Annotated in this window: 25 protein-coding genes and 4 tRNA genes; 28 read left to right on the top strand and 1 reads right to left on the bottom strand. The window is 56.7% G+C overall.

The window, feature by feature from the left end; all coding sequences use genetic code 11:
- Positions 1-55 precede the first annotated feature (55 nt).
- The 28 genes from speD to HMPREF9163_RS03250 all read left to right on the top strand — a co-directional run bounded on the left by speD (position 56) and on the right by HMPREF9163_RS03250 (position 25,045).
- On the top strand, positions 56-850 hold the full coding sequence (speD, locus tag HMPREF9163_RS03385) for an adenosylmethionine decarboxylase (protein ID WP_009440253.1): 795 nt from the start codon (positions 56-58) through the stop codon (positions 848-850).
- A gap of 41 nt (positions 851-891) precedes the next feature.
- A complete protein-coding gene (locus HMPREF9163_RS03380; RefSeq protein ID WP_009440252.1) occupies positions 892-1,458 on the top strand; it encodes a helix-hairpin-helix domain-containing protein in 567 nt (188 codons plus the stop codon).
- A complete protein-coding gene (locus HMPREF9163_RS03375; protein ID WP_009440251.1) occupies positions 1,455-3,890 on the top strand; it encodes a DNA internalization-related competence protein ComEC/Rec2 in 2,436 nt (811 codons plus the stop codon). Before HMPREF9163_RS03380 ends, HMPREF9163_RS03375 begins: the two co-directional genes overlap by 4 nt.
- 63 nt (positions 3,891-3,953) lie before the next feature.
- Positions 3,954-4,667 carry an HAD family hydrolase gene (locus tag HMPREF9163_RS03370; RefSeq protein ID WP_037345836.1) on the top strand — a complete coding sequence of 238 codons (714 nt, stop codon included), beginning with the start codon at positions 3,954-3,956 and terminating at the stop codon, positions 4,665-4,667.
- A gap of 45 nt (positions 4,668-4,712) precedes the next feature.
- A tRNA-Pro gene (locus HMPREF9163_RS03365) sits at positions 4,713-4,789 on the top strand.
- Positions 4,790-4,858: 69 nt separating this feature from the next.
- On the top strand, positions 4,859-6,139 hold the full coding sequence (locus HMPREF9163_RS03360) for a M18 family aminopeptidase (protein ID WP_037345833.1): 1,281 nt from the start codon (positions 4,859-4,861) through the stop codon (positions 6,137-6,139).
- 63 nt (positions 6,140-6,202) lie between these two features.
- The gene (dtd, locus tag HMPREF9163_RS03355; RefSeq protein ID WP_037345831.1) at positions 6,203-6,646 is read left to right on the top strand and encodes a D-aminoacyl-tRNA deacylase; all 444 of its coding nucleotides are present in this window, start codon (positions 6,203-6,205) and stop codon (positions 6,644-6,646) included.
- A gap of 1 nt (position 6,647) precedes the next feature.
- A complete protein-coding gene (locus HMPREF9163_RS03350; RefSeq protein WP_037345828.1) occupies positions 6,648-7,880 on the top strand; it encodes an aminopeptidase in 1,233 nt (410 codons plus the stop codon).
- 18 nt (positions 7,881-7,898) lie between these two features.
- Entirely contained in the window at positions 7,899-8,543 is a 645-nt protein-coding gene (locus tag HMPREF9163_RS03345; protein ID WP_037345909.1) for a hypothetical protein, read from the top strand.
- A complete protein-coding gene (locus tag HMPREF9163_RS03340; protein WP_009440244.1) occupies positions 8,540-9,460 on the top strand; it encodes a YitT family protein in 921 nt (306 codons plus the stop codon). The genes HMPREF9163_RS03345 and HMPREF9163_RS03340 overlap by 4 nt, the downstream gene beginning before the upstream one ends.
- 7 nt (positions 9,461-9,467) lie before the next feature.
- Positions 9,468-10,172 (top strand): MBL fold metallo-hydrolase, encoded by a 705-nt coding sequence (locus HMPREF9163_RS03335; RefSeq protein WP_009440243.1) that lies wholly within the window; start codon positions 9,468-9,470, stop codon positions 10,170-10,172.
- Between the two features lie 35 nt (positions 10,173-10,207).
- Entirely contained in the window at positions 10,208-10,816 is a 609-nt protein-coding gene (locus HMPREF9163_RS03330; protein WP_009440242.1) for a peptidylprolyl isomerase, read from the top strand.
- Positions 10,813-11,109, top strand: a complete 297-nt coding sequence (locus HMPREF9163_RS03325; RefSeq protein WP_009440241.1) for a GIY-YIG nuclease family protein — start codon at positions 10,813-10,815, stop codon at positions 11,107-11,109. Before HMPREF9163_RS03330 ends, HMPREF9163_RS03325 begins: the two co-directional genes overlap by 4 nt.
- A gap of 16 nt (positions 11,110-11,125) precedes the next feature.
- Entirely contained in the window at positions 11,126-11,596 is a 471-nt protein-coding gene (gene greA, locus HMPREF9163_RS03320; protein ID WP_009440240.1) for a transcription elongation factor GreA, read from the top strand.
- An 11-nt stretch (positions 11,597-11,607) separates the two neighbouring features.
- Positions 11,608-13,113: a lysine--tRNA ligase gene (gene lysS, locus HMPREF9163_RS03315; RefSeq protein WP_009440239.1), complete on the top strand. Its 1,506-nt coding sequence runs from the start codon at positions 11,608-11,610 to the stop codon at positions 13,111-13,113.
- Positions 13,114-13,169: 56 nt separating this feature from the next.
- A tRNA-Tyr gene (locus HMPREF9163_RS03310) sits at positions 13,170-13,255 on the top strand.
- A 2-nt stretch (positions 13,256-13,257) separates the two neighbouring features.
- Positions 13,258-13,334, top strand: a tRNA-Met gene (locus HMPREF9163_RS03305).
- Between the two features lie 262 nt (positions 13,335-13,596).
- On the top strand, positions 13,597-14,547 hold the full coding sequence (gene mdh / locus HMPREF9163_RS03300) for a malate dehydrogenase (protein WP_009440238.1): 951 nt from the start codon (positions 13,597-13,599) through the stop codon (positions 14,545-14,547).
- A 153-nt stretch (positions 14,548-14,700) separates the two neighbouring features.
- Positions 14,701-14,776, top strand: a tRNA-Lys gene (locus HMPREF9163_RS03295).
- 80 nt (positions 14,777-14,856) lie between these two features.
- Positions 14,857-15,618, top strand: coding sequence for a 5'/3'-nucleotidase SurE (gene surE / locus HMPREF9163_RS03290; RefSeq protein WP_009440237.1), 762 nt, complete (start codon positions 14,857-14,859; stop codon positions 15,616-15,618).
- Positions 15,619-15,734: 116 nt separating this feature from the next.
- Positions 15,735-16,406, top strand: a complete 672-nt coding sequence (locus HMPREF9163_RS03285; protein WP_009440236.1) for a bifunctional precorrin-2 dehydrogenase/sirohydrochlorin ferrochelatase — start codon at positions 15,735-15,737, stop codon at positions 16,404-16,406.
- Positions 16,351-17,670, top strand: coding sequence for a glutamyl-tRNA reductase (gene hemA / locus HMPREF9163_RS03280; protein ID WP_037345826.1), 1,320 nt, complete (start codon positions 16,351-16,353; stop codon positions 17,668-17,670). The genes HMPREF9163_RS03285 and hemA overlap by 56 nt, the downstream gene beginning before the upstream one ends.
- Positions 17,630-18,565, top strand: coding sequence for a hydroxymethylbilane synthase (gene hemC, locus HMPREF9163_RS03275; RefSeq protein WP_009440234.1), 936 nt, complete (start codon positions 17,630-17,632; stop codon positions 18,563-18,565). Before hemA ends, hemC begins: the two co-directional genes overlap by 41 nt.
- Positions 18,562-20,079: a uroporphyrinogen-III C-methyltransferase gene (gene cobA / locus HMPREF9163_RS03270; RefSeq protein ID WP_009440233.1), complete on the top strand. Its 1,518-nt coding sequence runs from the start codon at positions 18,562-18,564 to the stop codon at positions 20,077-20,079. The genes hemC and cobA overlap by 4 nt, the downstream gene beginning before the upstream one ends.
- Complete coding sequence (gene hemB, locus HMPREF9163_RS03265) at positions 20,076-21,047, top strand: porphobilinogen synthase (RefSeq protein ID WP_037345824.1); 972 nt, start codon at positions 20,076-20,078, stop codon at positions 21,045-21,047. The genes cobA and hemB overlap by 4 nt, the downstream gene beginning before the upstream one ends.
- Positions 21,048-21,057: 10 nt before the next feature.
- Positions 21,058-22,377, top strand: coding sequence for a glutamate-1-semialdehyde 2,1-aminomutase (hemL, locus tag HMPREF9163_RS03260; RefSeq protein WP_037345822.1), 1,320 nt, complete (start codon positions 21,058-21,060; stop codon positions 22,375-22,377).
- Between the two features lie 131 nt (positions 22,378-22,508).
- The gene (locus HMPREF9163_RS03255; RefSeq protein ID WP_009440230.1) at positions 22,509-24,164 is read left to right on the top strand and encodes a polysaccharide biosynthesis protein; all 1,656 of its coding nucleotides are present in this window, start codon (positions 22,509-22,511) and stop codon (positions 24,162-24,164) included.
- Complete coding sequence (locus HMPREF9163_RS03250) at positions 24,161-25,045, top strand: diacylglycerol kinase family protein (protein ID WP_009440229.1); 885 nt, start codon at positions 24,161-24,163, stop codon at positions 25,043-25,045. Before HMPREF9163_RS03255 ends, HMPREF9163_RS03250 begins: the two co-directional genes overlap by 4 nt.
- Before the next feature lie 4 nt (positions 25,046-25,049).
- Here HMPREF9163_RS03250 and HMPREF9163_RS03245 read toward each other — a convergent pair whose 3' ends face one another.
- Complete coding sequence (locus tag HMPREF9163_RS03245; RefSeq protein ID WP_009440228.1) at positions 25,050-26,273, bottom strand: ATP-binding protein; 1,224 nt, start codon at positions 26,271-26,273, stop codon at positions 25,050-25,052.
- Positions 26,274-26,278 lie beyond the last annotated feature (5 nt).

Here is a 26,278-nt window from a genome sequence, read left to right as displayed (position 1 = left end):
ATAGTTCGTCTGACGAATATATTTCGTCTCTGAGAGAAAGGAAGGAACTCTGGCGTTGGATGGGAAGCTGAAATTATACGGGTTTAACAACCTCACCAAGGCGTTGAGCTTCAATATCTATGATATTTGCTATGCGAAATCTGCGCGTGAACAGCGGGATTATATCAAATACATTGACGAGCAATATAACTCCGATCGTCTCACGAAGATTCTATCGCAGGTCACAGATATGATCGGCGCACGGATTCTCAACATTGCCAAGCAGGACTACGATCCGCAGGGGGCAAGCGTCACGATGCTGATTGCAGAGGAGGCAGCCGTTGTCTCCGGCAGCAAGAAGCCCGTGAATGCAAAGGAGCCTGTGCCGGAGACCATCCTTGCACATCTCGACAAGAGTCATGTGACGGTGCACACCTATCCCGAGTTCCATCCCGACACCAGTATTGCTACCTTTCGCGTGGATATCGATGTGGCGACCTGCGGGGAGATCACGCCGCTGCAAACGCTCGACTATCTCATCAGTCAGTTCGACTCGGATATCATTACGATGGATTACCGTGTGCGCGGCTTTACGCGTGATCTGCAGGGGCGCAAGCTCTTTGTGGACAGCAAGATGACCTCCATTCAGGAGTTTATCAAGCAGGAGACGCTCGACGAGTACGACGCCGTGGATATCAACCTCTATCAGGCAAGCCTGTTTCACACGCGCATGCTCATCAAGGAGCCGCAGCTGCAGAACTATCTCTTCAATACGGATGTCGATGAGATTCCGCCGAAGACACGCCTGCTCATCAGCACGAGTCTGCGCCGTGAGATGATCGAGATCTTCAGCGGTCGGAATGTCTATTGATGTTTCGCTCGTATTGACCGTGTTTTGAGGGAGCTGGTCATATGCCCATGTTCAAGAAGTCTCTCCTCATTCTCCTTGTTCTCGCACTTGCGGTACTTGGGGGAACAATGTACGGATACTATCGGGAGCAGCAGACAATAGCCCTCGATCCGGCGGTGATCGAGCAGGCCGAGGCAAAGCGCACCGTCACCGTATATGTGTGCGGTGAGGTAAAAAAGCCGGGTCTGGTGACACTGACCGAGGGACAGCGCGTTGCCGACGCCGTGAATGCGGTCGGTGGCGTGATCGAGACGGCAGACATCGACCACATCAATATGGCTGCGCTCTTGGAGGACGGCATGCAGGTGCGCGTTCCACTGCGCATCGGGGGCGCGGAGGAGCGTTCCAAATCCGCAGGTACAGGAAAAAATGCAGAGGGGCAGATCAATCTCAATACGGCGACGGAAAAGGAGCTGCAGGAACTCCCCGGCATCGGTCCCGCCATGTCCGCACGCATCATCGAATATCGTGAGGAGCACGGCGACTTTCAAAATATCGAAGATGTAAAGCAGGTGCGCGGCATTGGCAATGCCAAATTTGAAAAGCTGAAAGATAAGGTAACGATATGAAGACGGGGCAGTATCAGCTCTCGTTCCTCTGTGGGCTTCTTGCGTCATACATCCTCGGAAGTGTATGCAGTGCGTGGCTGCATATTTCGTTCACCGCATATTTTCCATATATGGCAGCGCTTTTACTGGCTGCTGCTCTAGCCTCCGGCATCCTTGTTCTGAAACAAAGTGAGAGAACATGGATTGCCTTTGTGGGGCTTTTTTTCATGTTGGGCGTCTTTCGCTTTGCCGCCGCGTACGAGCTTCCGTCGCAGGATATTTCACACAGGGCGGGGGAGAGCGTGCGCGTCAGGGGGACGATCACAGATGCACCGCGCATTCGGACGGATGCGGACGGAATTCAGCATATACGATATACGGTTGCCGCAGAAAGCATTGTGCAGGGGGAAATGGAAGAGCCAATCAGCGGGAAGCTCTATGTCTATATGCACAGTGACGGCGTGGAGGAGGAACATCTCGGGCAAATCGGTGACCGCATTGCAGCAGAGGGAAAAGTTCACCGCCCGCAGAGCTATCAGAATCCGGGGCAGCTCGATACGCGCTTTTTGCTGCACGTCGACGGGATTACGGCGACCCTCTTTGCAAAAAAAGGTGATCTCTCCGTTGAAAACAATGAAAATCCGACCTATGCGCAGGCATTTATGCGCTGGGCTGCAAATGTGCGCGCACATTATCTCGACCGCATGACGGAGGTGATGCCGCGCACGGATGCCGCCGCGATCTTTGCGATGCTTTTCGGCGGCTATGAGGGGATACGGACTGAGCTGCTCGAGGTGTTTACCGTCACAGGCATCGTACACATCCTCTCCGTCTCCGGCTCGCATATCAGCCTGCTTGCAGCCGTCATTGCGTGGCTGGCACTCTTCCTTCGTTTGCCGCGCGGAATTTCTGCCGCAGCGGTTATCCTTGCCATCATCGTCTACGTGATTCTCGCAGGGCTAGTGCCGCCTGCTGTGCGTTCCGGCATCATGGGAGGCGTTGCTTTTCTCGGACTCATTCTCGGGCGGGAGCGCGATGCACAATACCTGCTCGTATTGACAGGGCTTCTCATGCTGCTCGTCTCTCCGCTCCTCGTCTTTCACATCAGCTTTCAGCTGTCCTTCTTGGCGACGGCGGGGCTGCTCTTTCTTGCGCCTCTCCTGATGGAAAAGATGGAACGGCTGCCGCGTCTGATTGCAGCGAGCTTCTCCATTACAATGGGGGCACAGCTGGCGACCCTTCCGATTCTCGCGTGGCACTTCAACCAGATTTCTCTGTCCTCTCTCCTCTCCAATCTCGTTGTCGTTCCTATTGTCGATCTCATCATCATCCTCGGTCTCATCGGCGGCATTGCAGCGGTTCTTGTGCCCGTTCTCGGCAAGATCGTCTTTGCCTTGGACAGTCTGCTCCTTGGGATTACCTTTGAGATGACGCGGATGCTTGCGGTTCTGCCGCTTTCGCAAATTTGGCTGCCCTCGATGGGGGTGTTGGCTGCACTTTTCTACTATCTGCTTCTCGTGATGTTGGTTCTCCCAAAGGAAAAACGGAGTTGTTTCGTTTTATTGATTCAACCGTTTCGAAGATTTTTTATAATTGTTTCGATTTTTACTGTTGCTGCTTTATTTTCGTGGCAGATGATGCGTCCCGACGAGGTGGAGGTTCATTTTATCGATGTCGGGCAGGGGGATGCCGCCCTCGTTGTGACCCCGCACGGTCATGCGATGCTCTTTGATACGGGCGGGACGCGTGACGGAGCATTTGACATCGGCGCGCGCGTCGATCTGCCGTATCTGCGCCATTATGGCATCCATGCGCTCGACTATATCTTCCTCTCGCACGCACATGAGGATCATGCGGCGGGTGCCGGTGCCATTCTCACTCGTATGCCGGTCAAACATGTCTACACTGCCGATGAGGGAACAGCGGCATATGCGCGCAGCATGCGGGTCGGCGACGGCAGTCCTCTGCTCATGAAGCTGGGCAGGGCAGAGGAAGGGCAGTCCATCACCGTGGATGGGGTGACGGTTGATGTTCTCTATGCGCCAGCATACGAGACGGTGGAGCACGCAACGGGCAATGAGGTCTCAAATGTCTACCGCGTCCGCTACGGGAATGCGAGCTTTCTCTTCACGGGTGACCTTGTCGCGGAGCACGAGGAGAAAATGATTGCGCGCGGCATTGATCTGCATACGACGGTGCTCAAGGTGCCGCATCACGGCTCTGATACATCCAGCTGCGCAGATTTTGTGGAGGTATCACATCCTCTCTATGCGGTTTACTGTGTGGGCGCAGATAATTCCTTCGGGCATCCGCGTCCCTCTGTTGTGGAGCGATATGAGCGGATGGGGGCAAAGACATTGCGTACCGATCGGGACGGTGCCATTGTCTTTCGCACGGATGGGACGCATCTATCGGTCAGCACATATGCGGCAGAGAATTTTTTACGCGACTGATTGCGCCGGTCTTTTCTTTCCTTTATAATAAAAGCGATGTTATGTATACGGAATGAGGATATTATGGATATACGCGGTGTAGTATTTGATGTCGATGACACACTCTATGATATGGCACAACCATTCCTCGGTGCCTATCGGGAACTCTGCGGGGAGCGGTATGATTTGCCCGTGCAGGAACTCTTTTTGGCGTTTCGCCGACACAGCGATGATCGCTTTGTGGATTCGCAGACCGGCAAAATGACGATGGAGGAGCTCTATATCTATCGCGTGCGCATGATGTTGCGCGATTATGACATCGATGTGACGGATGAAGAGGCATTGGCGTTTCAGCGGCTCTATATGGATCTGCAGTACCGCATCTGTCTCTCGCCCGTGATGCAGGATCTGCTTGATGCGCTGCACAGCCGCGCCGCCATCGGCATCATTACGAACGGGGAATCACGCCATCAGCGGAATAAGCTGCGCTCCCTCAACGTCTCTCCATGGGTGCCGGAGGAGCATATCATTGTCTCGGGCGACCTTCCGTTCCGCAAGCCGGACGTGCGCATCTTCCGCGAGATGGAGCACCGTCTGCACCTCGCACCGGAGCATCTGATCTATGTGGGCGATGCCTTCGATCTGGACATGGTCGGCGCACAGCAGGCGGGCTGGCAGTCCGTCTGGTTCAACCACCGTCGTCGTTCCATTCCTGAGAACAGTGATATCCGTCCGAATGCCGAGGTGCATACGGAGGAGGAACTCGCCGCTGTGCTCAAGGAATATCTTAGAAAATAAATGCTTGCTTTTTGCGTGAAAAATTGATAGAATACATATCGTTGTCGGGATGTGGCACAGTTTGGTAGCGCGCATCGTTCGGGACGATGAGGCCGCAGGTTCGAATCCTGTCATCCCGACCATCTATGCAACATATAAAGACCAGCCGATGGGCGGGTCTTTTTCTATTTATGACGGATTGTGAGGAAGCCATGACATTTGAGGAAAAAAGCTGTGCCGAGGATTTGATTTCATTTATCAATCGGTCGACATCCCCGTATCATGTGGTAGAGCAGAGCAACGGTGCGTTGCCGGCTGTCCCCCTGTTTGGAGCAGAGGGCATACGCGCGCGGCAGTGCTATTATTTCCCGCTCTATAACACGGGCACGCTCATCATCTCGATCGGTGAGAACCCGCGCGGACCTCTGCGCATTGCGTGCGCGCATACGGACTTTCCTTGTCTGCGCGTGAAGCCGAATCCCGTGCTCAAGGAGCATGGTTACGGCAAGCTGAACGCCGAGGTATACGGCGGGATGATCCGCAATACGTGGATGGATCGCCCGCTCTCTCTGGCGGGCGCGGTCGCCCTGCGCAGCAATGACGTATTCGCGCCAACGCTGCGGCTCGTGGATTTTCGCCGTCCGCTCATGATTGTGCCGAATCTTGCGATCCACATGAACCGCAAGGTGAACGAGGGCGTTGAGCTGAAACCGCAGAAGGATCTGCTGCCGCTCCTTTTCCAAAGTGATGGAGAGGGCGGGGATGATGCGCAAAAACTGCTGAATCTGCTCGCTGAGGAGCTGGATGTTCAGGCAGAGGATATCCTCTCCTATGACCTGAATGCCTATCCGTATGAGCAGGGGTGTCTTCTGGGCTGTGAGGATGTCTTCCTCTCATCGCCGCGTCTGGACAATCTCTCCTCGGTCAAGGCGTGCCTTGATGCTCTCCGAGATTTTGACGGGGACGGCATACGCGTCGCGGCATTCTTCGATAATGAGGAGGTGGGGAGCCGCACGAAGCAGGGAGCGGGATCGACGGCGCTCGCCATGATATTGGAGCATGTCTACGATGTGATCGGACTTGAGCGCAGGGAATATCTTGCAAAGATTCTCGAAGGCTTCTGTCTGTCGGTGGACGTTGCCCACGCGCTTCATCCGAATGCGCCCGAAAAAGCCGATCCGACGAATCACCCCCTGCTCGGCGGCGGTGTTGTCCTAAAGGTCGCATCCAATCAGTCCTATGCCGGAGATCCCGAGGCGTTTGCCGTTGTCGCAGGACTCTGTGAGCGGGATGATATCCCGTATCAGGTCTTTACAAATCATTCGGATACGCCGGGCGGTGCGACGCTTGGCTCGATTCTGTCAACGCAGATCCCGATGCGCACGATGGACATCGGCGCACCGATCCTCGGCATGCACTCCGCACGCGAGACGATGGGGACGACAGACCAGATGGCGCTCACACGTCTGATTCGCTCTTTTTTCTCTGTCTAGGAAAGACATCTGTGCAGAAGCGTGCTATAATAGGGCACATTGAACATAGAAGGAGAGGATTTCTTGCGCGCTGTAGTCACACGAGTCAAAGAAGCGTCTGTTAAAATCGAGGGAAAAATCTGCGGTCAGATCGAGACGGGCTATCTGATCCTACTCGGCATAGCGCCGGAGGATACAGCGGAGGATGCCACACATCTCGCGGAGAAAATCGTGCATCTGCGCGTGTTTTCCGATGAGGCGGGGAAGATGAACCGCGCGCTTGCCGAGGTAAACGGCTCCGTTCTTGTCATTTCGCAGTTCACGCTGTTTGCCGATCTCAAAAAGCGGCGGCCGGGGTTCTCGAAGGCGGCAAAGCCAGAGATCGCCATCCCTCTGTATGAGGAGTTCATGGCGCAGCTCAAAGCGCGTGATGTGCATGTTGAGCGCGGGGAGTTCGGCGCGGATATGCAGGTGTATTCGCTCAACGACGGGCCCGTGACACTCCTCTTCGATACGAATGAGGTATAAGATGCATACAGAGATACTAAAAAAATACGCCGCACTCGTCATTCGCGTCGGCGTCAACCTACAGGAAGATCAGCCGCTTGTCATCCATGCGCCGATCTCCTGCGCGGACTTCGTGCACGCACTGGCGGAGGAGGCCTATGCGGCGGGGGCATATGATGTTGCCGTCAACTGGAACGACGAAGAATTCGCCCACATCCGCTTCCGACAGGCGAAGGCGGAGCGGTTCCGTGAATTCCCCGCATGGCGCAAGGCGTTCTATGAGGATCATGCCGAGCGCAATGCCGCATTCATCTCGATTGCGGCGTCGAATCCCGATATCTTTTCGGATGTTGATCCGAAGCGCCTCACAGATGCGAGCATGGCTGCGGGAAAGGCACTCATGGACTACCGTGCGCGCCTGATGAGCAATAAAAACACGTGGTGTGTGGTCTCTGTACCTACAACGGCATGGGCGCGCAAGGTGTTCCCCGACTGTTCCCCCGAGGAGGCGGTCGAAAAACTCTGGGCGGCGATTCTGAGCGCCGCGCGCATTTCCGAGACGGAGAACCCGATATCTGCGTGGCATGCGCATATCGAGCGCCTGCAGCAGCGGACGGCGTTTCTCAATGCACACGCCTTCACGGAGCTTCACTATCGCAATGGACTCGGCACGGATCTGCGCATTGCCCTGCCCGAGGGGCATATCTGGATGGGCGGTGCGGAGCGCTCGGCGGCGGGGACACTCTTTGCGGCAAACATACCGACGGAGGAAGTATATACAATGCCGAAGCGCACGGGTGTCAACGGCACTGTATTTGCATCGAAGCCGCTCCACTACAACGGCAACCTGATCGAGGATTTCAGCCTCACGTTCCGTGACGGGAAGGTTGTCGATTATCGTGCGCAACGGGGGCATGAACATCTAAAGGAGCTCTTGGAAACGGATGAGGGAGCTTCCTATCTGGGTGAAGTGGCACTGGTGCCGCATGATTCGCCGATCTCGCAGAGCGGGATTCTCTTCTACAATACGCTGTTCGATGAGAACGCCTCCTGCCACCTTGCACTTGGGAAGGCATATCCAACCTGCATTGAGAACGGCGAAAACATGACAGAAGACGAACTGCGTCAATACGATGTAAATCACTCCCTCGTGCATGAGGACTTTATGATCGGCACAGCTGATCTTACAGTCGTCGGTCGAAAACGCTCCGGTGAGACGGTCACGATCATGGAGCACGGCAACTTTGCCTTTTGATTTTGTGAGATGGAGCATATGCAGAGATATTTTCGCTACAGTACACTTTTCTTTATGAGTCTCTTCTTCGTTCTCGCGAGCCTCTCATATGGAGAGGCGGCGGGGAAAATCACGACGGAGGACTTTTCCTATCAGGGGATTGCGCTGGGGGATTCCGAGGAAGCGCTGCGCAGCAAATGGGGCGCGCCCGATGACGAGAATGTGCTCGCCGTCTGGGGGATTCCGCTCAGGACGCTCACCTACGGAGACCTTGTTGTGTCCACCTCGGCGGTGAACGGCAAGATTGTGGACATCAATTTGATCGGCGAGAAATATCGTCTGCGCAAGGATGTGCACTACGGCTCGACGAGCAGCTATCTTGTGAAGGTCTATGGAAAGGCACAGCGCCAATTTCTGGACGGCTACACCTGCTATATCTTCTCCCACCCGACACAGGCGCATACGCGTCTGATCCTGAATCTGGATGCGGAGAACAAGGCGCTGCTCTCGGCGCGCATAACCATGCTCCCCATCAGCGAGGAGGAAGCCGATGCGTTGGCGCTCTCGGATGATGAATCCCTTACGGAGTTCGATCAGAACCATGCGTTCATTGCCTCCAAGGAGATCGACGTGTCGGAGCTGCCGAACAATGATCGTGTGAAGCTCGGAGGATATGTCAAATGACACATGATCTGCACATGCGCGTACTCGGGCACCGCGTCATGCGCTATGCCGGAATTACGCTCGGCTGCCTGATCGCAAGCTGTGCAATCAACCTCTTCCTGATTCCGGCGCATCTCCTCACGGGCGGTGCGACGGGTATCGCGATGATCGTCTACTACCTCTTCGGGCTGCCGATCGGACTGCAGACCTTCCTTTATAATATCCCGCTGCTCTTCATGGCGTGGAAGCTGATGGGAAAGGCATATACGATCGACATCATCATCGGCACGGCGATCTTCTCCTTCTTTCTCGACTTTACACGGCCGCTCAATGCTTACGCGCCTGTGACCGACATGATGCTCACAACCGTCTACGGCGGTGTGTTTGCGGGGCTCGGTTACGGTCTTGTCTTCCGTATGAACGGCAGCACGGGCGGCTTCGACATCCTTGCCGCCATCGTGCGGAAATACTATGATCTGCATATGGGCGGCGTCCTATTCTCGATGAACTGCCTCATCATGCTCATTGCAGCGTTCCTGTTCGGCATGGCACCCGCGATGTTTACGCTCATCTATATGTTCATCAATGCGACGGTTGTGGATAAGATCGTCGCGGGCTTCAACCACCGCAAGGCGGTGCTCATCATCTCGGATAAGCACAGGGAGATTGCAGAGAGCATCATCGACCAAATGCATCGCGGCGTCACGTTCCTGCATGGACAGGGAGCATACACGCGCCGTGAGCGTAACGTCGTCTTCGTTGCAGTCGGTACGACGCAGGTCGGCAAGCTGAAGTTTATCGTGCACAATGTCGATCCCCATGCCTTCGTCATCATCATGTCTGCAAACGAGGTTATGGGCCGCGGCTTCGGGCGCATCAATCAGAACGATGCCTCGGCATCGGATAATAATTATGAGGACGAGAAGGAGAGGAGATGATATTTATATGGAAGTAACTTATTTGCTGAACAGCGGATTTCTTGTCCGCGTGGACGATGTGCTGCTGGTCTTCGACGCATTTGACGATCCTGCAGGCGTGCTGCCGCAGGCCTTGGAACACGAACGCTACGAGCGGCTGTACTTCTTCGCCTCTCATGCGCATTTTGACCACTTCAATCCGAATATCACACGCTTTTCTGCCAAGGCGACGCGTTATCTCTTGAGCAAGGATATTCGTGCCCACGGGGGCGCTGCACTCATGCCGCCGGAACTGACGAGCTGGATCGGCGTCTATGATACGTGGAAGGACGACCGTATTGCAGTCACATCCTTTTCCTCGACGGACGAGGGGACATCTTTCCTCGTCGAGGTGAATGGAAAGGCGCTCTTCCACGCCGGTGACTTCAACTGGTGGGATTGGACGGGGGACACGAGCGAGAACCGAAAACTCGCAGAGAATGCATTTCGCAAGCAGATGAAGCGCCTTGCAGGCCGCTCCTTCGACCTTGCCTTCTTCCCCATGGACGGGCGTCTCGGTCCCTCGATGGAGCGCGGTGCAAAGGTATTCTGCGCCGAGACGCATCCGAAGGCGCTCGTCACGATGCACTCCGTCGGCTATCCTGCGTGGCAGCCATCTGCGGATTTTTTCGAGGAGGGGCGTGGGATTCCCGTCTGGTCACCGCAGACGGCGGGCGAGCGGCATTCTTTTTGAAATATGTATTGAAATATAGGAGGGCTTTCGGTAGAATGGGGAAGAAATTTTATCTCTTGACACTCGGCATTGCCGTCGCGGTCATCGCTGTATTGTTTGCGGCGCACAGCGGGAGTGCAGGGATGTCATTCAATATGCTTTTGGATCAGAATAAAGGAGAGAACAGAGCTGTGGCAAATCGCATTGCAGAATTTACGACAAACAAGGGGACCTTCGAGGTGGAGCTCTTCGAGGACAAGGCACCCATTACAACGAAGAACTTCATCGACCTCGTGGAAAAGGGCTTCTATGACGGACTGATCTTCCACCGTGTCATTGACGGCTTTATGATTCAGGGCGGCGATCCGAAGGGCAACGGGACGGGCGGCCCCGGCTACACGATTCCCGATGAGTTCGATCCCGCGCTGAAGCATGACGACGAGGGTATTCTCTCGATGGCAAATGCAGGTCCGAATACGGGCGGCAGTCAGTTCTTCATCACGCTTGCCGCAACGCCGTGGCTCGACAACCATCATGCTGTCTTCGGCAAGGTCGTCGAGGGCATGGACGTCGTGCGCGACATCGGCCACACGCAGACCGGTTATGGCGATCGTCCCGTGCACGATGTCGTGATTGAGAAGATTACGATCAAAGACGCGAAATGAACTACGCATATCTTTTATTGTGTGCGGATGACAGCATCTATGCAGGTTGGACGAACGACCTGCAGAAGCGTCTGCACGCACACAATGAAGGGCATGGTGCGAAGTACACGCGCGGGCGCAGACCTGTCCGCCTCGCCTACGCCGAGGCATTTGCCACGAAAGAGGAAGCGCAGAGCAGGGAGTGTCAGTTCAAGAAGCTGCGCCGAACGGAGCGCCTCTCGCTCATTCGTGCAGGACAGGACGATGCGCAGACAAGAGCGCTGATCGAAGCGGTCAATACAGGAAAACTATAATAAAGGGGATTATTTCATGACAGAGAAGAAGGTCATGCTGACCGAGGACGGCTACAACAAGCTCGTTGAAAAGCTCAACTATCTCAAGAGCGTCCGTCGCATCGAGGTCGCCGAACGCCTCAAGGCGGCGATTGCCCTCGGCGATCTCTCCGAGAACTCGGAATACGATGACGCAAAGAATGAGCAGGCATTTCTCGAGGGCGAGATTCAGGAGCTCGAGACGAAGATCCGCAACTCCGACATCATCCAGGCGGGCGACGGCAAGACTGTTACGATGGGCAGCCGCGTGACTGTGAAGGATCTGGAATTCGATGAGGAGGAGACCTTCCTCATCGTCGGCTCGACGGAGGCGGATCCCGACGAGGGGAAGATCTCGAACGAGTCTCCGCTCGGCATGGCGCTGCTTGGGCAGAACATCGACCATGTGGTCAGTGTCAATGCACCGGCGGGCATCATTCAGTACAAGATCATGGACATTAAGAAGTAAGAGGGGCAAGGATGGCTGAAGAAAGAGAAAATCAGGCGACAGAGCAGGATCTCAATGAGATGATGCGCGTCCGCCGTGAAAAGATGGACGCATTCCGCGCGATGGGGGTTGCTCCATTTGGTCATCGCTTCGAGGTTACGGACTATGCTGCCGATCTCAAGGAGCGCTATGACTATCTGGCAGAGGACGAAGAGGGGAAGGAAGTTCGCATTGCGGGACGTCTGATGGCGATACGCGGACATGGCAAGGCTTCCTTCTCGACCCTCAATGACCGCACGGGGAACATACAGGTGTATTTCAAGATGGATGTCCTCGGCGAACGCAAGTACAAAGAGGAGTTCAAGCGTCTTGACATCGGCGACATCATTGGGATTCGCGGCGTGGTCTTCAAGACGCGGCGCGGTGAGATTACCGTGCGCGTCGAGGACTTTGACCTACTCTCGAAGTCGCTGCGCCCCCTGCCCGAGAAGTTCCACGGCCTCAAGGACGTGGATACGCGCTATCGTCAGCGCTATCTCGATCTCATGGTCAATCATGAGGTGCGTGAGACCTTCCGCAAGCGCACGAAGATCATCCAGTGCATCCGCCGCTATCTGGACGAGCGGGACTATCTCGAAGTTGAGACGCCCGTACTCTCAACGCTCGCGGGCGGCGCTGCGGCACGTCCCTTCATCACGCATCACAACGCTCTCGACATCGACCTCTATCTCCGCATCGCAACCGAACTGAGTCTCAAGCGGCTCATTGTCGGGGGGCTCGACCGCGTCTATGAGATGGGGCGGATCTTCCGCAACGAGGGCATGGACGTACGGCACAATCCGGAGTTCACCTCCATCGAGATCTATCAGGCATTTGCCGACCACCGCGACCTCATGGCAATCACGGAGGGGATTGTTCGTCAGGCGGCAGAGGATGTGCTCGGCACCACGCAGATCACGTATCAGGGCATCGATATCGACCTGAACAACGTCCGCACGATTAGCATGAACGATGCAGTCCGCGAGGCGACGGGGAAGGACTTCCTCTCCTGTGAGACCGTCGAGGAGGCGCGTGCAATGGCGCGTGAGATTGGCGTTCCCTTCGAGGAGCGGCACGGCATTGGCGGCATTCTCAACGCCGCATTTGAGGAAAAGGTGGAGGAGTCGCTGATGCAGCCGACCTTCATCACGGGGCATCCGACCGAGATCTCGCCGCTGGCAAAGCGCAATGCCGACGATCCGCGCATCACGGATCGCTTCGAGTTCTTTGTCTACGGCCGCGAACTCGCGAACGGCTTCACGGAGCTGAACGATCCGATCGATCAGGAGCAGCGCTTCATGGAGCAGCTCGAGCAGCGTGAGGCAGGGGATGCCGAGGCGCATGTCATGGATCGGGATTTCATCACAGCACTCGAGTACGGACTCCCGCCGACAGGCGGACTCGGCATCGGTGTCGACCGCCTCGTCATGCTTCTGACGGACAGCGCATCGATCCGCGATGTCCTGCTCTTCCCGACGATGAAGCCGCTCGCAGAATAATTTGCAAAACACCTTGACAAGCGAGCGCATCATCGCATATACTTGTCAAGGTTCATGGGTAGGTGGCCGAGTGGTTAAAGGCAACAGACTGTAAATCTGTCATCTTCGGATTACGATGGTTCGAATCCATCCCTGCCCACCACCGGCGGCATAGCTCAGTTGGCTAGAGCATGCGGTTCATACCCGCAGTGTCCGGAGTTCAAATCTCTGTGCCGCCACCATATGACAATCGAACTCAGTCGATGAAAATAATCGGCTGAGTTTTTTCGTGTGTACGAGAGAATTCGGGAGAAATGTATGCTTGGTGAAAAGAATGTCTTTTTCCACGAAAGTTTGAATAATTCTCCTAAATAAGTAATTGATTTTTCTGAACGAGAATGTTATAATGATTCCATAGTTATGAACTATTGGTATACCCTGTTCCGAATCGTGTCACTTATTGCTAGGGATGGGTGACAGGAGAGTTTTTAAGGAGGAAATACTATGAAGGTAACTGTTGTTGGTGCAGGTAACGTAGGCGCAACCGTAGCAAACGTCGTCGCGCTCAAGAAGTTTGCACAGGAAGTCGTCCTCATCGATATCAAAGAGGGCGTCTCCGAGGGCAAGGCGATGGACATGATGCAGTGCTCGCATGCCCTGAACTTTGACACAACGGTCAAGGGCGTTACGAACGACTATGCTGCTACGGCGAACTCCGACGTTGTGGTTGTTACCTCCGGTCTGCCGCGTAAGCCGGGCATGACACGCGAGGAACTCGTCGGCGTCAACGCAAAGATCGTCAAGAGCGTCGTGGAGCAGGCGCTCAAGCACTCCCCGAACGCAATCTTCATCATCATTTCCAACCCGATGGATGCGATGACCTATCTCGCGCTGAAGTCGACGGGACTGCCGCGTAACCGCGTCATCGGCATGGGCGGCATGCTCGACAGCAGCCGTTTCCGTTACTATCTCTCCGAGGCGCTCAACGCCGCAGGACATCCCGCAACCCCGAGCGATGTGGACGGCATGGTCATTGGCGGACACAATGACAAGACGATGGTTCCTCTCGTCAGCATTGCAACGCTCCGCGGTATCCCTGTGACCCAGCTCCTCTCGAAGGAAGTGCTCGCAGACGTCGTCCAGAAGACGAAGGTCGGCGGCGCAACGCTGACGGGTCTCCTCGGTACGTCCGCATGGTATGCACCGGGTGCATCGGCAGCAACGCTCGTCGAGGCGATCGCGCTGGATGCGAAGAAGGTCATCCCCTGCTGTGTCTACCTCGAGGGCGAGTACGGCGAGAAGGAACTCTGCGTCGGTGTTCCCATCGTGCTCGGCAAGGGCGGCTTTGAGAAGGTCGTCGATGTCAAGCTCGAGGGCGAGGAGAAGGCGAAGTTCGAGGAGAGCGTCCAGGCAGCACGCGAGGTCAACGCACAGCTCGGCGATGCGCTGAAGTAAATCGCTTTTGAACAAATCCATAAAAGGTCTTTGCAGCCGGTCTGCAAAGACCTTTTTCCTATGAAAGGCTTGTTTCTGCACAAATACGATATTGCCCCTTGACATTCCCTGTATATTTCCACTATAATAGCTATGCGCTCATGGAGCGTATATGACTCACTAGCTCAACTGGCAGAGCAACTGACTCTTAATCAGTAGGTTCACGGTTCGATTCCGTGGTGGGTCACCATGTGTATTTCATCCGCTTGGCGGTTTTTGGAAAAGCAGGTTGGTACGCCAACCTGCTTTTCGTGTATAGGAGGCGTTCTTGTGAATATCCTGATACTGAATGACGACGGCATTGCGGCGGAGGGGATACGGACGCTCGCGCGTCATCTGGCGCAGCGTCATACTGTGACCGTTGCCGCACCGATGCATCAGCAGAGCGGGACATCTCACGCACTGACGATCGGGCGTGCAATCGAGGTGCGCGCCGATGAGCGCTTCGATTGCACGCATGACATTCGGGCATGGGCGATCGATGGGACGCCGACGGACTGCGCAAAGCTCTATCTGGACGCGATTGCGGAGGAAACGGCGGACGTCGTGCTCTCCGGGATCAACCACGGCTCGAACCTCGGCACCGATGTGATCTACTCGGGCACGGTTGGCGCCGCTTTCGAGGGGCTTTTTCACGGCATTCCGTCCTTTGCACTCTCCTTGGTCGAGGGGAGCAGCATTTCCTATGCGGAAGCGGCGGCATATTTTGAAGGCTTTATGGAAGATGTGCTGGCAGTGATGGAGAAGCCGTTTTTGCTGAACATCAATTTTCCGAAGGAACTTGCGGACGGACAGCCTCATTTCGTCTTCTGCAGGCAGGGTGGGCGTGACTATATCAATGCGTTCGAGCGCATTGAGGAGAACGGACGCGTGCACTACCGGGTGGCAGGCGAGGTGTCCGATACGGATAAGGGCGCGGGCACGGACATCTATGCCGTGGAGCACGGGCTGATCTCCGTGACGCCCGTCGGCATGGATATGACGGACTATCCGTTGCTTGAGGAATGCGGCAGGCTTATCGAGACGCGCTGACTGCCCGTTGATAATCACTATAAAGAGAGGGGATTCCGTCTTCTCCTCTTTTTTTTTGCGCCCATTTGCGGTATAATAGCGAACGTGAATAGGATTCATATTTCGGAGGTGTCTCTTTGCTGTACCCCGTGAATCTCGATCTAAGCGGTCGGCTCATCATTGTTGTGGGCGGCGGCACAGTGGCCGAGCGCAAGGTCGCGGGGCTGCTCGCTGCGGACGCCTGCGTCTCTGTGCGCGTGATTGCACCGCAGATGACAGAGCGACTGCATGCGTTCGCAGCAGATGAGCGCATTGATTGGAGAAATGAACGATATATACGTGGTTCCTTGGAAGGGGCATTCCTCGTCTATGCGGCGACGGATTCTCCCGCGATCAATGCGGAGATTGCCGCCGAGGCAAAGGCATGCGGAAGCCTCGTGAATGTCATCGACGATCCGCATGCCTCGTCGTTCCAGGTTCCCTCAATGCTGCGGCGCGGGGATTTCCTGCTGACGGCATCGACGGGTGGTGGGAGTCCCGCGCTTGCGCGGGCGATACGGATGGAGCTTGAGCAATTCTATCCGCCCTCGTTTGGCATGTGGTTGGAGCGTGCTGCGATTCTGCGCGCAAAGTTGCAGGAGGAGCTTCCGACGAGCAGTGCGCGCACGGAGTTCTGGCGGACGGCACTGCATCCCGATATTTTGAACATGATTCGCTGTGGAGAGTTAGAGAAAGCAGAGGTTGAGTTACGGCATGCAGCTCTTGACATTGGGGCTAAATCATCGCACGGCTCCGGTAGACGTGCGTGAGCGTGTATCATTTTCCCGTGAGGAACTGCGTTCGGGACTTCTGAGTCTGGGCGAATACGACGGTCTGAGCGGACTGGTCGTCCTGTCGACGTGTAACCGAACGGAGCTCTATGCTTCCGTGGACGATCATGAGCGCGGCGGACAGGCGTTGCGGCAGTTCCTCAACGATCTGGCGCAGGGTGGGGATGATCTGGACGAGTATCTCTACAACTACGCAGATGAAGAGGCGATTCGGCATCTGTTCCGAGTCGCCTCGAGCCTTGATTCGCTCGTGCTCGGCGAGGGGCAGATCCTCTCGCAGGTCAAGGAGGCCTATGCGATTGCCCGCGAGGCAGGTGCGACGAGCACTGTGCTGAACCTGCTCTTTCACCGCGCCATTGCAGCGGGCAAGCGCGTGCGGACGGAGACGCGCATTGCGTATCGCTCCGTATCCGTGAGCTATGCGGCGGTGGAGCTGGCGGCCGCCTCTCTCGGCGGCCTTGGCGGCTGTGCCGCGCTGATCTTCGGCGCGGGCAAGATGGCGGAGCTGACGGCAGAGCATCTGCGCGCACACGGCATTGAGCTGATTTACGTTGCGAACCGCCACATTGAGCGCGCCGAAAAGCTTGCAGAGCGGATCGGTGGGGAGGCAATTCCCTTCGATCGCGCGATGGAATATGCGACCTGCGTCGACGTGGTGGTCACCTCGACGGGCGCGCCGCACTATGTCATCAAGGCGTGGGAGGCACGCCGCCTGATGGCACGGCGGCAGGGGCGCAAGATCTTTCTCATCGACATTGCCGTTCCGCGCGATGTCGATCCCGATGTTGCGGGCATCAAGGGCATCGAGCTCTATAATATCGACGCACTCGAAGCCGTGGTGGACGAACATCTCAGTGAGCGTCAGGCAGAGGCGGTCAAGGCGGAGAAAATCGTGGAGGAGGAGGTTGACTCACTTCTCGAACGCTTCAAATATCTGTCCTTCCAGCCGCTCATGGCACTCCTCTCGGGACGCTGTGAACGCATCCGTGAGCGCGAGATCAAGCGCGTGAGTGCGAAGCTGCCCGAGCTTTCGGAGGAGGAGGGGCGGCAGGTGGAGCATATGAGCCGCATGATTGTCCGAAAGATTCTGCGCATTCCCATGATGAAGCTGCGCGCGTCTGCCGGAACAGCGGATGAGGCGTTCTACATCGAGGCGATGCGCGCCCTCTTTAAATTGGATGCGATAGGAGAGACGGGAACAAGTGAACAGCGGCACAATCACTATCGGTACGCGGGCAAGTAAGCTGGCGCTGTGGCAGGCGGAATACATTGCGGAGGAGCTTGAAAAGCGGCATCCTGACTGCCGCGTCGAACTCAAAAAGATGACGACAAAGGGCGACCGCATTCTCGATGCACCGCTCGCAAAGATCGGCGGCAAGGGACTCTTTACGAAGGAGCTTGAGCAGGCAATGCTCGCGGGGGAAATCGATCTCGCGGTGCACAGCCTCAAGGATATGCCAACGGAGGTTCCAGAGGGACTCATGATCGGCGCGATTACGGCACGTCTGGATGCGGGCGACGCATTTGTCAGCGTGCGCTACAAGGCAATTGAGGAGCTGCCACAGGGGGCGCGGGTCGGCACATCGAGCCTTCGCCGGCGGGCACAGCTGCTCGCTGTGCGCCCCGATCTCACGATCCTCGATCTGCGCGGCAACGTCAATACGCGTCTGGCGAAGCTGGATGCAGGTGAGTTCGATGCCATCGTACTTGCTGCGGCAGGGCTGAAACGCCTCGGGTTGGGTGAGCGCATCCGTACGATCCTGCCGCGTGCGATGATCCTCCCTGCTGTCGGGCAGGGTGCGCTTGCAATCGAGTGCCGTGCAGATGATCTGCAGGTTCGGGAGCTCATTGACTTCCTGTGCGACCCCCATATGACGGCGGCGGCGACGGCAGAACGTGCCTTCCTGCGGCGCGTCGAGGGCGGCTGTCAGATTCCCGTTGGTGTCTACGCCGAGGTCGGTGAGGGCAATATGCTCCACGTCGAGGCGATGATTGCATCGGTGGACGGCATGCGCGTCTGCCGTTCGCGCACGATGGGGGCGACAGACGCGGCGGAGAAGCTGGGCATTGCTCTGGCGGAGGAGCTGCTCGATGTTGGCGGTCGGGATATTTTGAAAGAGATAGGTATTACGGTATGAGCGGAAAAGTATTTCTTGTCGGCGCGGGTCCGGGCGATCCGCGCCTTTTGACGGTTGGTGCAATGAACTGCCTGAGAGAAGCGGATGTTGTGGTCTATGACCATCTGGCAGATGAGAGCATTCTTGCCCATGTGCCACATGGGGCAGAGCGCATCTACGTCGGGAAGCAGTCCTGCAAGCACACGATGCGGCAGGAGGATATCAATGTCCTGCTCGCAGATAAGGCGCAGGAGGGTAAGACGGTCGTTCGTCTCAAGGGCGGTGACCCGTTTGTGTTCGGGCGCGGCGGCGAGGAGGCTCTCGTGCTTTTGGAACGCGGCGTGCCCTTTGAAGTGCTGCCGGGTGTGACCTCGGCAATCAGCGTACCTGCCTATGCGGGGATTCCCGTGACGCATCGCGGCGTTGCCGTCTCCTTTGCCGTCATCACAGGGCATGAAGATCCGACAAAATCCGAGTCGCGGATTCACTGGAAACATCTTGCAACGGGCGTTGATACACTCGTCTTTCTGATGGGGGTTGCCAATCTTCCCGTCATCACGAAGAATCTCATCGACAACGGCCGTCCTGCCGACACCCCTGCGGCAATCATTCGCTGGGGGACGCGTGCGGATCAGGAGACCTATGTTACGACGGTTGGAGAGGCCGCCGAAATGGTGCGGCGCGACGGCATCCGTCCGCCCGCTATCTTCATCGTAGGCGATGTTGTAAAACTTCGTGAACAGCTGCGCTGGTTCGATCGTGCGGATATACGCCCCCTCCACGGCAAGCGCATCCTCGTCACACGCGCGCGTGCACAGGCGTCTGCGCTGACGGAGAAGCTGACGGCGCTCGGCGCTTCCTGCATCGAGGCGCCTGTGATCCGTATTGCCGCGCCCGCCGATGACTATGCCGCGCTCGATCATGCAATCAGTGAACTGCATTCCTATCATTGGGTGATCTTTACAAGCGTCAATGGTGTGGAGCATTTCTTTGCACGGCTTGCACATGCCGAAAAGGATACGCGTGCGCTCGGCTATGCGAAGGTTGCCGCCATCGGTTCTGCGACGGCAGAGGCGCTGCGCGCCTATGGCATTCACGCAGACCTCGTGCCCCAAGAATTCCGTGCGGAGGCTGTTGTGGAGGCGCTGAAGGACATCCTGCCGCCGCGTGCCCGCATCCTTCTGCCGCGCGCGCAGGAGGCGCGCGACGTGCTGCCGGAGTCGCTGCGCACATACGGGGCGATGGTCGATGTTGTCGCTGCCTATGAGACTATACCGGAGCTGGACGGCGGGGCAGAGCTTGCCGCGCGTCTGACAAATGGAGAGATTGATTTCGTTACGTTTACCAGCTCGTCCACGGTGAAGAATCTTGTGCAGCAGCTCGGCAATATCACGCCCCTGCAGCAGGTGAAGATTGCCTGCATCGGCCCTGTTACAGCGGATACAGCGCGGAATTTTGCGCTCGAACCTGACATTGTGGCAGAGACCTATACGATTGACGGGTTGGTGAATGCGATAAAGGAGTATGTGCAATGAATCTGACTCAGCGCCCACGGCGGCTGCGCATCTCATCTGCGATGCGCGATTTGGTGCGTGAGACCGAGCTCTTGCCGCGCGATTTTGTCTATCCGATTTTTGTCGTGCCGGGGGAGCAGATCAAGGAAGAGATTCCGAGTATGCCCGGATGCTATCACTACTCTGTGGATCAGGTCGCAGGGCTCGCGCGTGAGATTGCGGCATGCGGCATTCCTGCGGTCGAGGTGTTCGGTCTGCCCGCATATAAGGATGAAATTGGATCGAGCGCATGGGATATCACGAGTCCCGTGCAGCGTGCGATTGCTGCAATCAAGGATGCGGTGCCGGAGCTGCTCGTGGTTGGAGATGTCTGTCTCTGCCAGTATACGAGTCACGGACACTGCGGTGAGCTGCACGATCACTATGTAGACAATGACGCAACTTTGCCCCACCTTGTCAAGACGGCAGTCAGTCATGCACGCGCCGGCGCGGATATCGTCGCACCCTCGGATATGATGGATGGGCGCGTCGCGGCAATCCGCGCGGGACTCGATGCCGAGGGCTATGTCAATACGAGCATCATGAGCTACGCCGTGAAATACGCCTCCGGCTACTACGGACCCTTCCGCGATGCGGCGGACAGTGCGCCCGCCTTCGGCGATCGGCGGCAGTATCAGATGGATCCCGCGAACGTGCGCGAGGCGCTGAAGGAAGCTGCGCTCGATGTGGCGGAGGGTGCAGACATCATCATGGTGAAGCCCGCGCTTGCCTATCTCGATGTCGTGCGTCAGGTGTATGAAAGTACAGACCGCCCGATTGCGGTCTACAATGTGAGCGGTGAGTATGCAATGGTGAAGGCGGCTGCTGCAAACGGATGGATTGATGAGCAGCGCATTGTCCTCGAGACGCTGACCAGCATGAAGCGCGCGGGGGCAAAGATCATCATCACCTATCATGCGATGGATGCCGCCGCGTGGCTCAGTGCATAAGGAGAAATTTATGCGGAATACGGAACAATCAAAAGCCGCCTTTGCCGAGGCGAAAGAGTATATGCCGGGCGGGGTGAACAGCCCCGTGCGCTCCTTTGCAAATGTGGGCGGGAATCCGCTCTTTATCGCACGCGCAGAGGGTTCTCATATCCACGACATCGACGGGAACGAATACATTGACTACGTTGGGTCATGGGGGCCGATGATCGTCGGTCACGCACATCCGCAGGTGGTGAGCGCCTTGCAGGAGGCTGTGACGCGCGGCACAAGCTACGGCGCGCCGACCCTCCTTGAGACGGAGCTTGCAAAGCTCGTGCAGTCGGTCTATCCCTCCATTGAGGTCATCCGCATGGTGAACTCGGGGACGGAGGCGACGATGAGCGCGCTCCGTCTCGCGCGTGGCTATACGGGACGTAGCAAGATTGTAAAATTCATCGGCTGCTATCATGGTCACAGTGACAGTCTGCTCGTCAGTGCAGGGTCGGGGATGGCGACGTTCGGCGTGCCAAGCTCGCCCGGGGTGACGGCGGGCACAGCCGCAGATACGGTTGCCGTGCCGTACAATGACGAGGATGCAATTCGCGCCGTCATGGAGCGCGAGGGCGATGCGATTGCAGCGGTCATTGTAGAGCCTGTGGCGGGTAATATGGGGCTTGTCCTGCCGCGTCAGGGCTACCTCTCCCTGCTGCGCGAACTCACGGCAAAGCACGGCGCGCTGCTCATCTTCGATGAGGTCATGTGCGGCTTCCGTGCCTCGCTCGGCGGCGCACAGGCTGCCTACGGCATCCGTCCCGATCTCACCTGCCTCGGCAAGATTATCGGCGGGGGACTGCCCGTTGCGGCATACGGCGGGCGGCGTGAGATTATGGAGCGCATTTCTCCGGCGGGTCCCGTCTATCAGGCGGGCACACTCTCGGGCAATCCGCTCGCAATGACGGCGGGCATCGAGACGCTGAAGATCCTCACGGCAGAACCGGAAGAGGGGAAGGCGGACTACAGCCGCGAGCTGACGATCAAGACGAAGGAGCTGCTGCTCGGATGGCAGCGTGCGGCGAAGGTTGCGGGCGTGCCGATCTGTGCGCATCAGGCGGGTTCGATGTTCGGCATCTTCTTCATCGACCGCGAGGTCTATGACTACGCAGACGCGGAGGCGGCAGACCAAGAGGCGTTCCGCATCTGGTTCGAGACGATGCTGGACGAGGGGATCTACCTTGCGCCCTCACAATTTGAGACACTCTTCCTCTCGGGCGCGCATACGGACGCCGATATTGCGCAGACGATCGCTGCTGCTGAGAAAGGTTTCGTGGCGGTAAAGAAAATGCGTGGATAATTTTTTGATCAGCCTTCTGTGCGTTATACACGTGCAGGAGGTTTTGTTTTGAGAAAAGTCCGATTGCTCCATGGGGTTGCATATGGTATAATTCAATCGTAGTTTATTGTTCAAAATATCGTATTGAGGCGGTGTTTCTCATTCGTGAGATAGATGTTGCTGAAGGGAAAAGCAGCAAGGGAGAATCCTTCCTCAAGGGAACCTTTGTCCTGACGATTGCAGGTTTCGTCGTCAAGGTCATCGGCTCACTCAACTGGATCTTCGTTTCCCGCATCCTCGGCGGTGAGGGAATCGGTCTGTATCAGATGGCTTTTCCCATTTATTTTTTTGCCATGACAGTTTCGCAGGCAGGTGTGCCTGTTGCCATCTCCATCATTACGGCGGAACGCGTGGCTCTGAACGATATATACGGCGCGAAGCGCGTATTTCGCATCTCGATGGCGCTCATGCTCATGACGGGTCTTCTTTTTTCGATTCTGACCTATCTGGCTGCGGACTGGCTGATCGATTGGCAGCTGATTCGTGACGCGCGCGCCTATAAGGCTGTGGTGGTACTCGCACCAACGGTCTTTTTCGTGACTCTGCTCGCGAGCTCACGCGGCTATCTACAAGGCTGGCAGCGCATGACACCGACAGCGGTGTCGCAGATCGTGGAGCAGATCTTCCGCGTGGTAACGATGATTGTCCTCGCGAGTCTTCTCATGCCGTGGGGTCTTGACTACGCAGCGGCGGGTGCATCGCTTGGTGCACTTGCAGGAGCCGTGACGGGGCTCATTGTACTCGTCTACTTCCACATCAAGCTCGAGCGCGATATTGCGCGTGACTACGGCACGGAGCTGAAGCCCCTGCCGGGGGCAGCATACGAGTCGCGCATCTCCATCATCAAGCGGATCTTCAAGCTGTCCCTGCCCGTTTCGGCGGCGAGCATCATGCTGCCCGTCGTATCGAATCTCGACCTCATGATCGTCCCACAGCGTCTCGAAGCAGCGGGCTACAGCATCAGCGAGGCAACGGAGCTCTTCGGCTATCTGAACGGCATGGCTGTGCCGCTCGTCAATCTCGCAACCATCCTGACCGCCTCCATGGCGATGAGCATTGTACCCGCGATCTCCGAGTCACGCGTGCTCGGCGATCGGGCGCGCGTCTACGATCAGACGGCGGCATCTGTGCGCATTTCGAACTTTGTCTGTTTCCCGGCATTTGTCATCGTCTTCGTACTCGCAACACCGATTTCCAGCCTGATCTACAATGCGCCCGGTGCAGGTCCCGCCGTCATGATCTCGGCGGTGAGCATCATCCTGCTCGGGCTGCATCAGGTGTCAACGGGCATCCTACAGGGGCTCGGACACCCGACCATTCCAATGGTGAATATGCTGCTTGCAGCTGCGGCAAAGGTCTTTCTGAACTGGCATCTCACGGCGATCCCGTGGCTTGGCATCATGGGTGCGGCGTGGGCGACGGCGGCGGATATGGGCGTTGCAGCGCTCATCAACCTCTACTTCATCTATCGTTTCATTGGCTATCAAATTGAGTTGCTGCAACTCATCAAGACCATCTGTGCCGCTGCTATCATGGCGGGCGCAGTCTATCTGTTCTACACATGGACGCTTGAATGGTGGGGGATTGCTGCCATCTCTACGTTTGGCGCAGTCTTCTTCGGCTGCGCGGTTTATATCGCGGCAATGCTGCTCCTGCGTGCACTGATTGAGGATGATCTGCGCCGTCTGCCGATGATCGGCACGGTCGGGATTCGTTTCCTGCAGCGGATAGGAGTTTTTAAGGCATGAAAAAACTTGGGCTGATTTACAACCCCGTTTCGGGTCATGCGCTTTTCAAAGGGAAGATTGACTTCCTCATCGACCTGTTCCAACGTCATGGAATCGTCCTTACGCCCTACCGCACGCGCGGAGGCGGGAAGGACGACCTCGGGCGCTTCCTTCGTGATATCCGTCCGGAAGGTGTGCTTGCTGCGGGCGGGGATGGTACGGTGCACGCCGTGGTGAACGCGATGCTCGAATCGGATACGGATGTGCCGCTTGGCATTCTCGGCAGCGGTACATCGAACGATTTTGCCACACATCTCGGCATTCACGGAGACTGGGAGTCCTATGTCGAGCGCATTGCTGCGGACGAATCCCGCCGCGTCGATCTGGGGCTGCTCGAAGGGCACGGGCAGTATTTCATCAATGTCGTGAGTGCCGGCATGCTCACAGGGATCGCCCACGAGGTGAAGTCGACCTACAAGAACGCACTGGGCAAGGTGGCATACTATCTCAAGGGAATCGGCGAGATTCCGCGGCTGCGCTCGTTCAGTCTGCGCATTGCAGCAGATGGCGTCCAATACGAAGAGGAGGCATTTCTCTTCGTCATTGCCAACAGTCCCGTGGTTGCAGGCATGAAGCAGATTGGGCACGACATTGCCATCGATGACGGGATGCTCGACCTTCTCGCCGTCAAAAAAACAGGTCTGCCGCAGTTTATGTCTGTTGCGGCAGACCTGTTTTCCGGAAAGTCGGTAACGGAACGCGAGAACATCCTGCACGTTCGGGCAAAATCCTTTGAAATTCATACAGAGGAAGAGCTCTGCAGTGATATCGATGGGGAGTACGGACCGCTGCTTCCGCTGCGCGTGCGGACGTTGCCGCTTGCACTGTCGGTCTATTGCTGATTCCTTAGTGAATGCCGAGATAGTGGGCAACGAACTGCTGTGCCGTGCGCCCGCTGCGTCCGCTGTGCGTCATCTCCCAGCGCAGACCTGCAATACGGAGTTCTTCAGGCGAAAGATGAATTCCCTTTTGTGAAAGCATATGGTCGATGATCGCCAGATACTCGTCCTGATCTGGCGTGTGGTAGTGGATGACGAGACCGAAGCGATCCGAGAGCGAGATCGTCTCGTTGATGCTGTCATCGCGATAGAGTTCTTCCTGCTCGCGGTCACGCCATGTCTCATGCACGAGATGGCGGCGGTTGGAGGTCGCATAGAGACGCACATTCGGCGGGCAGGAAGAGACACCGCCTTCGATGGCCGACTTGACCGCCTTGAATTCTGCATCGGAGTCCTCAAATGAAATATCGTCGAGAAAGAGGATGAACTTGCGTCCCGCATAGTTCCGCAGCGCCGTCATAATCTCGGGCAGCTTGCGTAGCTGCTCCTTTGTGACCTGCACGAGGCGAAGGCCGCTCTCCTCGTATTCACTGACGAGTGCCTTGACCGCAGAGGATTTGCCCGTGCCGCGCGCACCCACGAGAAGGACGTGATTGGCGGGCTTCCCTTGAACAAAGGCACGCGTATTTTGGAGCAGCTGCTCTTTCTGATGCTCGTAGCCGATGAGATTCTTCATCTGTGTACGCTCAAAATGCGCAATGCCGCGGATCTTATTCGCCTTGTCATCCCAATGAAAGACGACATGTCCCGCCAGCTCGCCATATCCGTATCGTGCATAGTAGGTGAGCAGTGCCTCGGCATAGTCGATCGGGCTCTGTGCTGCCTCGATCCACGGGAGGAGGAAGTCCTCGCTCTTGTCGTATACGTTCTGGGTCGGCTCATAATGATCCAACAACGGCGCACCGAGGAAGCTGCTCGTCGGCTGTGTGAGCAGGGGATAGAGGCGCTCGATGTCCTGATAGAATGCCTGACGCAGACTGCTTCCCGGCGGCAGTCCTGTCCGCTCCATGGTCTCTGAGACAAGATTCGCCTCATGGGTGAATACATGAAGCAGATACTGCGGCAGCAGATTGCCGCTGAGCCCGCGCGTTTCAGCGGCGCGGATGAGATGGGCGGCACATTCTGCCTGAACTTCCACATCATCGGCATCCCACTCAAGGAAGCTGAGAATCGGATCCTGATCCAGGGTGTTTAGTACGAGCAGCGTTGAAAGTTTCACATTCTGGCTCATAATAC

Origin of the sequence: Selenomonas sp. oral taxon 138 str. F0429, from assembly GCF_000318175.2 — a bacterium.
GTDB classification, from domain to species: Bacteria; Bacillota; Negativicutes; order Selenomonadales; family Selenomonadaceae; genus Centipeda; species Centipeda timonae.
This window is presented reverse-complemented; position numbering and strand designations above follow the sequence as displayed.

Coding starts and splice junctions, on each gene's coding strand:
- HMPREF9163_RS03380 (WP_009440252.1), top strand. CDS start 892: ATGCCCATGTTCAAGAAGTCTCTCCTCATTCTCCTTGTTCTCGCACTT.
- HMPREF9163_RS03375 (WP_009440251.1), top strand. CDS start 1,455: ATGAAGACGGGGCAGTATCAGCTCTCGTTCCTCTGTGGGCTTCTTGCG.
- HMPREF9163_RS03370 (WP_037345836.1), top strand. CDS start 3,954: ATGGATATACGCGGTGTAGTATTTGATGTCGATGACACACTCTATGAT.
- HMPREF9163_RS03360 (WP_037345833.1), top strand. CDS start 4,859: ATGACATTTGAGGAAAAAAGCTGTGCCGAGGATTTGATTTCATTTATC.
- HMPREF9163_RS03350 (WP_037345828.1), top strand. CDS start 6,648: ATGCATACAGAGATACTAAAAAAATACGCCGCACTCGTCATTCGCGTC.
- HMPREF9163_RS03345 (WP_037345909.1), top strand. CDS start 7,899: ATGCAGAGATATTTTCGCTACAGTACACTTTTCTTTATGAGTCTCTTC.
- HMPREF9163_RS03340 (WP_009440244.1), top strand. CDS start 8,540: ATGACACATGATCTGCACATGCGCGTACTCGGGCACCGCGTCATGCGC.
- HMPREF9163_RS03335 (WP_009440243.1), top strand. CDS start 9,468: ATGGAAGTAACTTATTTGCTGAACAGCGGATTTCTTGTCCGCGTGGAC.
- HMPREF9163_RS03330 (WP_009440242.1), top strand. CDS start 10,208: ATGGGGAAGAAATTTTATCTCTTGACACTCGGCATTGCCGTCGCGGTC.
- HMPREF9163_RS03325 (WP_009440241.1), top strand. CDS start 10,813: ATGAACTACGCATATCTTTTATTGTGTGCGGATGACAGCATCTATGCA.
- greA (WP_009440240.1), top strand. CDS start 11,126: ATGACAGAGAAGAAGGTCATGCTGACCGAGGACGGCTACAACAAGCTC.
- lysS (WP_009440239.1), top strand. CDS start 11,608: ATGGCTGAAGAAAGAGAAAATCAGGCGACAGAGCAGGATCTCAATGAG.
- mdh (WP_009440238.1), top strand. CDS start 13,597: ATGAAGGTAACTGTTGTTGGTGCAGGTAACGTAGGCGCAACCGTAGCA.
- hemA (WP_037345826.1), top strand. CDS start 16,351: ATGCAGCTCTTGACATTGGGGCTAAATCATCGCACGGCTCCGGTAGAC.
- cobA (WP_009440233.1), top strand. CDS start 18,562: ATGAGCGGAAAAGTATTTCTTGTCGGCGCGGGTCCGGGCGATCCGCGC.
- hemB (WP_037345824.1), top strand. CDS start 20,076: ATGAATCTGACTCAGCGCCCACGGCGGCTGCGCATCTCATCTGCGATG.
- hemL (WP_037345822.1), top strand. CDS start 21,058: ATGCGGAATACGGAACAATCAAAAGCCGCCTTTGCCGAGGCGAAAGAG.
- HMPREF9163_RS03250 (WP_009440229.1), top strand. CDS start 24,161: ATGAAAAAACTTGGGCTGATTTACAACCCCGTTTCGGGTCATGCGCTT.
- HMPREF9163_RS03245 (WP_009440228.1), bottom strand. CDS start 26,273: ATGAGCCAGAATGTGAAACTTTCAACGCTGCTCGTACTAAACACCCTG.